At 72.7% G+C, this 8,025-nt stretch carries 8 protein-coding genes and 1 rRNA gene; 6 read left to right on the top strand and 3 right to left on the bottom strand.

Going from position 1 to position 8,025, the window contains the following annotated elements; all coding sequences use genetic code 11:
* Positions 1-92, top strand: a 5S ribosomal RNA gene (rrf, locus tag ACZ4E1_RS32705); the annotation flags it as partial.
* Positions 93-211: 119 nt separating this feature from the next.
* On the opposite strand, the gene ACZ4E1_RS32700 is transcribed toward rrf, so the two are convergent.
* Entirely contained in the window at positions 212-1,366 is a 1,155-nt protein-coding gene (locus ACZ4E1_RS32700) for a hypothetical protein (protein ID WP_467546349.1), read from the bottom strand.
* Between ACZ4E1_RS32700 and ACZ4E1_RS32695 the strand changes: the two genes are divergently transcribed.
* Positions 1,337-2,134 (top strand): tetratricopeptide repeat protein, encoded by a 798-nt coding sequence (locus ACZ4E1_RS32695; protein WP_467546347.1) that lies wholly within the window; start codon positions 1,337-1,339, stop codon positions 2,132-2,134. The two genes, ACZ4E1_RS32700 and ACZ4E1_RS32695, sit on opposite strands and share 30 nt — an antisense overlap.
* Before the next feature lie 82 nt (positions 2,135-2,216).
* On the opposite strand, the gene ACZ4E1_RS32690 is transcribed toward ACZ4E1_RS32695, so the two are convergent.
* Positions 2,217-3,518, bottom strand: a complete 1,302-nt coding sequence (locus ACZ4E1_RS32690; RefSeq protein WP_467546333.1) for a DUF1015 family protein — start codon at positions 3,516-3,518, stop codon at positions 2,217-2,219.
* Between the two features lie 72 nt (positions 3,519-3,590).
* Here ACZ4E1_RS32690 and ACZ4E1_RS32685 point away from each other — a divergent pair, with 72 nt between their 5' ends.
* From ACZ4E1_RS32685 to ACZ4E1_RS32670, 4 genes are read left to right on the top strand one after another with little or no spacing between them, the layout of a single operon-like run.
* Positions 3,591-4,646 (top strand): HAD hydrolase-like protein, encoded by a 1,056-nt coding sequence (locus ACZ4E1_RS32685; protein ID WP_467546331.1) that lies wholly within the window; start codon positions 3,591-3,593, stop codon positions 4,644-4,646.
* Between the two features lie 49 nt (positions 4,647-4,695).
* Positions 4,696-5,754, top strand: a complete 1,059-nt coding sequence (locus ACZ4E1_RS32680; RefSeq protein WP_467546329.1) for a FecCD family ABC transporter permease — start codon at positions 4,696-4,698, stop codon at positions 5,752-5,754.
* Positions 5,751-6,809, top strand: a complete 1,059-nt coding sequence (locus tag ACZ4E1_RS32675; RefSeq protein ID WP_467546327.1) for a FecCD family ABC transporter permease — start codon at positions 5,751-5,753, stop codon at positions 6,807-6,809. Before ACZ4E1_RS32680 ends, ACZ4E1_RS32675 begins: the two co-directional genes overlap by 4 nt.
* Entirely contained in the window at positions 6,806-7,669 is an 864-nt protein-coding gene (locus ACZ4E1_RS32670; RefSeq protein ID WP_467546325.1) for an ABC transporter ATP-binding protein, read from the top strand. The genes ACZ4E1_RS32675 and ACZ4E1_RS32670 overlap by 4 nt, the downstream gene beginning before the upstream one ends.
* Here the strand turns inward: ACZ4E1_RS32670 and ACZ4E1_RS32665 are convergent.
* A complete protein-coding gene (locus tag ACZ4E1_RS32665) occupies positions 7,653-8,000 on the bottom strand; it encodes an SCP2 sterol-binding domain-containing protein (RefSeq protein WP_399130041.1) in 348 nt (115 codons plus the stop codon). The two genes, ACZ4E1_RS32670 and ACZ4E1_RS32665, sit on opposite strands and share 17 nt — an antisense overlap.
* Positions 8,001-8,025 lie beyond the last annotated feature (25 nt).

Genomic DNA, 8,025 nt, shown 5'->3' with positions numbered 1-8,025 from the left:
CGCCCGGTTACATTCCGAACCCGGAAGCTAAGCCTCACAGCGCCGATGGTACTGCAGGGGGGACCCTGTGGGAGAGTAGGACGCCGCCGAACAAAATTTGGAGGACCCTTGGTCCCAGCGTTCACGCTGGGAACAAGGGTCCTTTTTTGTTTTGTCGAGGCGCGCCGGTCGACCGGCTGCGTGAGAATGACTGCGGTACCGAAGACAGGAGTCACCCATGTCCACCAACTCTCCCGACGAGCGACCGGAGCGCGATCAGCGCCGCCGGGACAGTGGTGACCGCGGTGGAAACCGCGGGCGGGACGACAACCGCAGCGGTGGCGGGTTCCGTGGGCGCCGCGATGACCGGCCGTCCTACGGCGACCGTGACCGGGACCGTGGGCCGCGTCGTGACGGTGACCGGGATCGTGGAGACCGGCCGGCGTTCCGCCGCGATGACCGTCGGGACGACCGGCGTGACGACCGTCGCGATGATCGTCCGTCGTACGGGGACCGTGGTGGTTTCCGTGGGCGTGATGACAACCGTGGTGGCGGCGGTGGCGGGTTCCGTGGGCGCCGCGATGACCGGCCTTCCTACGGCGACCGTGACCGGGACCGTGGGCCGCGTCGTGACGGTGACCGGGATCGTGGAGACCGGCCGGCGTTCCGCCGCGATGACCGACGCGATGACCGGCGTGACGATCGGCGCGATGACCGGCGTGGTGAGCGTCGGGATGATCGTCCGTCGTACGGGGACCGTGGTGGTTTCCGTGGGCGTGATGACAACCGTGGTGGCGGCGGTGGCGGGTTCCGTGGACGTCGGGATGACCGGCCGTCCTACGGCGACCGTGACCGGGACCGTGGGGACCGGCCGGCGTTCCGCCGCGATGACCGTCGGGACGACCGGCGTGACGAGCGCCGCGATGATCGTCCGTCGTACGGGGACCGTGGTGGTTTCCGTGGGCGCGATGACAACCGTGGCGGTGGCGGGTTCCGCGATCGTCGGGACGACCGGGCGCCGCGTTCGTACGGGGATCGTGATCGGGATCGGGATCGTGGGCCGCGTCGTGACGGTGACCGGGACCGGCCGGCGTTCCGTCGGGACGACCGGCGCGATGACCGTCGGGACGACCGACGTGACGAGCGCCGCGATGACCGTCCGTCGTACGGGGACCGTGGTGGTTTCCGTGGGCGGGACGACCGTGGGCGTGGGCCGCGTCGGGACGACCGGGGCGGGCGTCCCGGTGGGTTCCGTGGGCGTGACGACCGGCGCGACGACCGTCGGGACGACCGGCGTGGTGGTGGCGGCGGCCGGTTCCGTGACGAGCGGGACCGTGACCGGGAGCCGATCAAGCGGCTGCCGATCCCCGAGGACGTCACCGGGCACGAGATCGACAAGGACGTGCAGCAGGAGCTCCAGTCCCTGCCGAAGGGGCTCGCGGAGGACGTCGCCAAGAACCTGGTGATGGTCGCCCGGCTCATCGACGAGGACCCCGAGGGCGCCTACGGGTACGCCAAGGTCGCGCTGCGGCTCGCCTCGCGTGTCGCCGCCGTCCGTGAGGCCGCCGGTTTCGCCGCGTACGCCAACCAGCAGTACAGCGAGGCGCTGGCCGAGTTCCGTGCCGCGCGTCGGATGACCGGCAACATCGAGCTGTGGCCCGTCATGGCCGACTGCGAGCGTGGGCTCGGGCGGCCGGAGAAGGCGCTCGACATGGCCGGTGCGCCCGAGGTGCAGAAGCTCGACAAGGCCGGACAGGTCGAGATGCGGCTCGTGGCGGCCGGTGCCCGCCGTGACATGGGGCAGCTGGACGCGGCCATCGTGACGCTGCAGAGCCCCGAGCTGGCCTCGAACTCCGTCCAGCCGTGGACCGCGCGGCTGCGCTACGCCTACGCCGACGCGCTGCTGGCCGTCGGGCGTGAGGACGAGGCGCGCGAGTGGTTCGCCAAGGCCGTCGAGGCCGACAAGGACGGCAGCACGGACGCCTCCGACCGGCTCGCCGAGATGGACGGTGTCGACTTCGTCGACGCGTTCGACGACAGCGAGGACGAGGGTGCCGAGGCGGCGGAGCCCGCGCGTGCGGACGACGGCGACCACGGCGACAGCGATGACAGTGACGACAGCGCTGACGGTGAGGGCGACCGCGACGCGAAGTAGGTGAGGCCTCGGCCTTGGCGGGCGGGTTCCCTTCGGGGAGCCCGCCCGTTCGTCGTTCCGGGATCCGGGCGGTTCAGTCGGTTCAGTCGGTGAGGTCCGTCAGGGTGCGCAGGACCAGGCCCGTGGCCGGCTTCGGGCCGAAGGACGTCGACTTACGGGGCATGGTGACGCCCTGCCGGGCCAGTTCCCGGACGACTTCCTCGCGGACGGGGTGCATGAGGACGGCCGTGCCGCCGTCGCGGCGTGCCTTGGCGACCGTCGCCGCCGTGTCGTGGATGTACGAGATCTCGGCGGGGGAGTCCTCGCGGATGTGCCAGACGTGGTTGAGGAGCGTCGAGTGGAGCACGGTCGCGTCCAGGGTGCGCCAGGCCTGCGGGCGGTTCGCCGGGACCGTGCGGTCCAGGAGCGCGGGGTCCGGGAGGTCGAGCAGGTGGTACGTGTCCGTGTCCTCGGGGCCGCCGGCGAGCAGGAACGCGTTGCCCGCCGACGCTGCCTGCGCCAGCACGTCCATCGCGTGGGTGAGGGGGCCCGGGATCTCGCGGACGCGGAAGTGGGGGCGGGCCGCCGCCAGGGCCTCGTCGAGCGGGAGCCGGTTCAGGAGGCGGTGGATGGCGCGGACGCGCAGCGGGTAGCGGGCCGTGTCGACGAGGAGGACCAGACCGTAGTCCCACGGGGTGGGGCCGGAGTGCTCGGAGCGCAGCCGGAGATAGGTCGCCCAGCGGTGGTGGCCGTCGGCGATCAGGGCCTGGTGGGCGGCGAGATCGGCTTGGATTCGCTGCTGTTCGGCCGGGTCGGTGATCGCCCAGAGGCGGTGTGCGAAGCCGTCCTCGGTGGTGGTCGCCAGGAGCGGGGCGCCTTGGACGGTGCGCTCGATGACGGCCGTCGCGCCGGTCGCCCGGCCGTTGCCGCGGTAGGTCAGGAGCAGCGGTTCGAGGTTCGCGGCGGCGGTGCGCATCAGGCCCGCGCGCTCCTCGACGACGTGCGGCATGACGTCCTCGTGCGGCAGGACGACGCCCTCGGACGGCTCGGACAGGCGCAGGGCGCCGATCAGGCCGCGCTGGAGGAGGTCGCCGCCGCGCTGTTCGTAGACGTAGAGGGCCGGTTCGGCGTCGGGGGCGAGGACGCCCTCGGCGAGCCAGCGGCGCAGGGTGGCGGCCGCCTGGTCGTTGCGGGACTGCGGGCCGGCCGCGGGGCCCGCCTGCGGCAGGATCAGACGGACGATGTTGTGCGGGTCCGCGCTCTCCAGGTGGTGCAGGCCGTCGGGGCGGACCACGACGTCGTACGGCGGAGAGGTCACGGCGGCGAGACTGCCGACCCGTTCCGGGACGTACCGCACTCCGCGGAAGGGGATCAGGTCGAGGCCGCCGTCACCTGCAGTGTTCATCCGTGCATCGTACGAGTGTCAGAGGCGTGGGGGATGATCGGGGGAGTGAGTTCGAGCGAGGAGCGATACGGGATGAGCCAGAGTGCGAGCGGGGCGGCCGAGGGCGTTTTCCGGGGGCGGCCCGCGGGCAGTGCGCGGGTGTTGAGCGAGGCGTACGACACGGCGCTGCTCGATCTCGACGGGGTGGTGTACGCGGGGGGCCAGGCGATCGCGCACGCCGTGGAGTCGCTGGCGGTGGCGCGGTCCGGGGGGATGGCGCTGGCGTACGTGACGAACAACGCGCTGCGTACGCCGGGCGCGGTCGCCGAGCATCTGACCGAGCTCGGGATCCCGACCGGGGCGGACGATGTCATCACGTCGGCGCAGGCGGTGGCGCGGCTCATCGGTGAGCAGGTGCCGGCCGGGTCGCGGGTCCTCGTGATCGGCGGGGAGGGGCTGCGGGTCGCGCTGCGCGAGCGGGGGCTCGTGCCGGTCGACTCTGCGGACGAGGACCCGGCGGCGGTGGTGCAGGGGTACGGGGGGCCGGAGCTGGCCTGGGGGCGGTTCGCCGAGGCCTGCTACGCGATCGCGCGCGGGGTGCCGTGGTTCGCGTCGAACACGGACCTGACGATTCCCAGCGCGCGGGGGATCGCGCCGGGGAACGGGGCGGCGGTGGAGGTCGTCCGGATCGCGACGGGGGCGGAGCCGCAGGTCGCGGGGAAGCCGTTGCCGCCGATGCACCGGGAGACGATCCTGCGGACCGGGGCGCGGATGCCGCTCGTGGTGGGGGACCGGCTCGACACGGACATCGAGGGGGCGTTCAACGGGGGCGTGGATTCGTTGCTGGTGCTCACCGGGGTGACGGACGGGGCGCAGTTGCTCGCCGCGCCGCCGCGGCACCGGCCCACGTATGTGGACGTGGATCTGCGGGGGATGCTGACCGGTCAGCCGGAGGTCGTCGCGTCGCAGGACGGCTTCTCCTGCGGGGGGTGGACCGCGGTGGCGGGGGAGCGGGAGTTGGAGCTGAGCGGGGAGGGGTCGGCGATCGACGGGTTGAGGGCACTGTGCGGGGCGGCGTGGAGTGCGGGCAGGGAAGGGGAGTGCGGGTTGGACTCGGGGAAGGCGTTGGCCCGGGTCGGGCTCGGGTGACGGTCGGGCTGTGCACCTCCGGATGGCAGGGTAGGCTAACCTAACTTCCGTGTTGGTTGACAGTCCTTCAGGAAGCCGTGTGGGGGTCGCCGCTGCCCCCGTGCCGCCGCGCCCAGGGCGCCGTACCGCGATCCGTACGGCCGGGCTGCTCGTGTCCCTGGTGGTGCTGGCCGCCGTGCTGGTGGCCAGTATCGCGATCGGGGCCAAGCCGCTCTCGGTCGAGCAGGTCTGGCACGGGCTGTTCCAGGACACCGGGCGGTACGCCGATGTCGTCGTCGGGGAGCGGATCTCACGCACCCTGCTCGGGCTGCTCGCCGGGGCCGCGCTCGGGCTCGCCGGCGCGGTGCTGCAGGCGCTGACCCGCAACCCGCTCGCCGACCCCGGCATCCTCGGCATCAACATGGGCGCGTCCGCCGCCGTCGTCACCGCCATCAGCTTCTTCGGCGTGACCTCGCTCAGCGGCTACGTCTGGTTCGCCTTCGTGGGAGCCGCGGCCGTCGGCGCTCTCGTCCACGTTCTCGGCGGGACCCGCAACGCGACACCCGTACGGCTCGCGCTGGCCGGTACCGCCGTCACCGCCGCGCTCTCCGGCTATCTCTACGCCGTGATGATCAGCGACGACATGGCGCTCAACCGGATGCGGTTCTGGCAGGTCGGCTCGCTGGCCACCGCCACCATGGGCACCGTCCGGCAGGTCCTGCCGTTCATCGTCGTCGGCATCGTCGTCGCGCTCGCCCTGGCCCGGCCGCTCAACACCCTGGCCATGGGCGACGACACCGCCCGCGCGCTCGGCGCCCGCCTCGGCCGCACCCGCGCGCTCAGCATGGGCGCCGCGACCCTGCTGTGCGGGGCCGCCACCGCCGCCTGCGGGCCCATCGTCTTCGTCGGCCTGATGGTGCCGCACATCGTGCGCTCGTTCACCGGTCCCGACCTGCGCTGGATCCTGCCCTACGCGGCGCTCCTGTCGCCGGTGCTGCTGCTCGGCGCCGACGTCGTCGGCCGGATCGTCGCGCGCCCCGCCGAGCTCCAGGTCGGCATCGTCACCGCCGTGCTCGGCGCGCCGGTGTTCATCCTCCTCGTACGACGCCGGAAGTTGGCCCAGCTGTGAAGGCGACAGAAGCGAAGCGCCCCGGGACGCGGGCGATACGGACCCCGGGCGGGCTCTCCGTCCGGCTCGGGCTGCGTCCGGCCGTCGTCGTGGTGCTGCTCGTGGTGGCCGCGCTCGCCGCGGGCGTCGTGCTCATCGGCACCGGCGACTTCGCGATCCCGGCCACCGACGTGCTGCGCACGCTGGCCGGACAGGGCGACCCGGGGCAGGAGTTCATCATCAACGACCTGCGGCTGCCGCGGGTCCTGGTCGCCCTGCTGGTCGGCGGCGCGCTCGGGCTCTCCGGCGCGCTCTTCCAGTCCCTCTCGCGCAACCCGCTGGGCAGCCCCGACGTGCTGGGGCTCGGGCAGGGCTCGACCGCCGGTGCCCTCGTCATGATCGTCGTCTTCGGCGGGAGCGCCACCCAGGTCGCGTTCGGCGCGCTGGTCGGCGGACTCGTCACCGGCGCCGCCATCTACGTACTGGCGTGGAAGCGGGGCGTGCACGGCTACCGGCTCGTGCTCGTCGGCATCGGCGTCTCCGCGTTCGTCACCGCCGTCAACGGCTATCTGCTCACCAAGGCCGACTTCGTCGACGCGGCCCGCGCCACCGTGTGGATGACCGGCTCGCTCAACGGGCGCGACTGGGCGCAGGTCTGGCCGCTGCTCGCGCTGTTCGCCGTCCTCGTGCCGTTCGTCGCCGTGTACGCGCGGCCCCTGCGGATGCTGGAGATGGGCGACGACGCGGCCGGCGCGCTCGGCATCCGCGTCGAGCGGACCCGGCTGATCCTGCTGGTCGCCTCCGTCTTCCTCACCGCGGCCGCCACCGCCGCCGCCGGTCCCGTCGTCTTCGTGGCGCTGACCGCCCCGCAGATCGCCCGCCGGCTGACCCGCTCGCCCGGACCGAACCTGATGGCCGCGACCTGGCTCGGCGCGACCCTGCTCATCGTCGCCGACCTGGCCTCGCAGCGGGCGTTCGGCGCCGACCAGCTGCCCGTCGGCGTCGTCACCGGCGTCGTGGGCGGCGGCTATCTGCTGTGGCTGCTGGTCACCGAGCGCAAGGCGGGCCGGATATGAGCGGCACGACCGCGCGCGGCCCCCGTACGAATCGAAGGAGCACCTCTGTGAACAGGCTGTCCGCCGACGCCGTGACCCTCGGCTACGACCAGCGGGTCATCGCCGAGCAGCTGTCCGTCGAGATACCCGACCACTCCTTCACGGTGATCGTCGGCCCCAACGCCTGTGGCAAGTCCACTCTGTTGCGCGCCCTGTCCCGGATGCTGAAGCCGAGCGCCGGCCGGGTGCTCCTCGACGGCGAGGTCATCCAGTCGATGCCCGCCAAGAAGGTCGCCAAGACGCTCGGGCTGCTCCCGCAGTCGTCCGTCGCGCCCGACGGCATCACCGTCGGCGACCTCGTCGCCCGCGGCCGGTACCCGCACCAGGGCCTGCTGCGCCAGTGGTCGCCGGAGGACGAGCGGGTCGTCCGCGAGTCCATGGAGTCCACCGGCGTCGCCGAACTCGCCGACCGGTACGTCGACGAGCTGTCCGGCGGCCAGCGCCAGCGCGTGTGGATCGCCATGGCGCTCGCCCAGCAGACTCCGCTGCTGCTCCTCGACGAGCCGACCACCTACCTCGACATCCAGCACCAGATCGACGTCCTCGACCTGTGCGCCGAGCTGCACGAGGAGCAGGGCCGCACCCTCGTCGCCGTCCTGCACGACCTCAACCACGCCGCCCGGTACGCGACGCACCTCATCGCCCTGCGCGCGGGCGAGGTGATCGCCGAGGGGCCGCCGAAGGAGATCGTCACGGCCGAGCTCGTGGAACGGCTCTTCGGGATGAAGTGCCAGGTCATCGACGATCCGGAGACCGGTACTCCGCTGGTGGTGCCCGCCGCGCGCAAGGCGCGCAAGCAGGTGGCTACAGCAGCGTCCTGAGGCGCAGCAGATCGCGGAACGAGGCCTCCAGGCGGACCCGGCCGGAGGCCCAGGCCTTCGCGAAGTTCAGCTCGCCGTCCACCATCGCCACCAGGTCGTCGCCCGCCATCGCGAGACGGATCTGCGCCTTCTCGGCGGGCGGTCCCGGACGGGTGTCGAGCACCACGATCCGGCCGTCCTGGAGTCGGCCGGAAAACGTCACGTCCAGGTCGGTGATGCGGCAGCTCAGCGAGCGGTCGAGCGCGGCAGCCGCCCGCACGTCGCCGTCGGCGCGCGTCATGCTCTCGGAGAGCTTCTCGAGTGCGGCGCGGCACTCCTCGATCGTGGCCATCGCGATCGACGGTACACCGGCCCTT

The sequence above is a fragment of the Streptomyces sp. NPDC025806 genome (genome assembly GCF_055558275.1).
This window is presented reverse-complemented; position numbering and strand designations above follow the sequence as displayed.